At 47.5% G+C, this 735-nt stretch carries 1 protein-coding gene; it reads left to right on the top strand.

Annotated elements, in window-relative coordinates; translation table 11 throughout:
* Positions 1-630, top strand: a 630-nt coding sequence (locus tag COV52_03545; GenBank protein PIR11512.1) for an ATP-binding protein, incomplete at its 5' end; no start/stop codon positions are given.
* Positions 631-735 lie beyond the last annotated feature (105 nt).

The raw sequence follows: 735 nt of genomic DNA, 5'->3' as shown, positions 1-735 counted from the left end.
ACCTTTGAAGAGCGCCTCTCGATCCTGCTCAGTAGCGAGCTGATACGACGACAACAACACAAAGTCGAACGCTTACTCACGCAAGCTAAATTTCGCCTGAAAGCGCACCCAGAACAAATCGACTATAAGAAAGAGCGAGGACTCGACAAAAGCCAGTTCTGCAGTTTATTAGAAGGGCACTGGCTCATCCACCACCAAAACTTATTGTTTACTGGCGCGACTGGCTGCGGTAAAACCTGGCTGGCTTGCGCGCTGGGACACCATCTTTGCCAACAAGGAACAGCCGTCCGCTATTACCGACTTAAGGGACTATTGGGGCAATTACTCAAAGTCCATGGCGACGGTACTTACAACCGCTTCCTTAACCAACTGACGGCAACGCCCGTACTTATTTTAGATGATTGGGGAATGAATACACTCAACAGTCAACAACGAAGTGATTTGCTGGATATTATCGACGCGCGTCATGGACAAGGCTCCACCATTATCGCCAGTCAACTTCCGGTCAATTGCTGGCATGAACTAATTGGTGAGGCCACCTATGCCGACGCGATCATGGATCGATTAATTCACTGCGCACAGCGTTTTGAATTGGGCGGTGATTCGATGAGAAAATTACAAAAAAATTGACTCATGGCGATCACCTGAGTTAAAAAGGTGGCTCGTCTCGGAAAGACTGAAAAAGTGATCGAGTTGAATGTTATTGAGTGATCGAGTTGATGTTATTACGCAAGG

This window comes from Gammaproteobacteria bacterium CG11_big_fil_rev_8_21_14_0_20_46_22, from assembly GCA_002796245.1.
Taxonomy (GTDB): domain Bacteria; phylum Pseudomonadota; class Gammaproteobacteria; order UBA12402; family UBA12402; genus 1-14-0-20-46-22.
The sequence above is the reverse complement of the archived record's forward strand: the minus strand, read 5'-3'. Positions and strand labels throughout refer to the sequence as shown.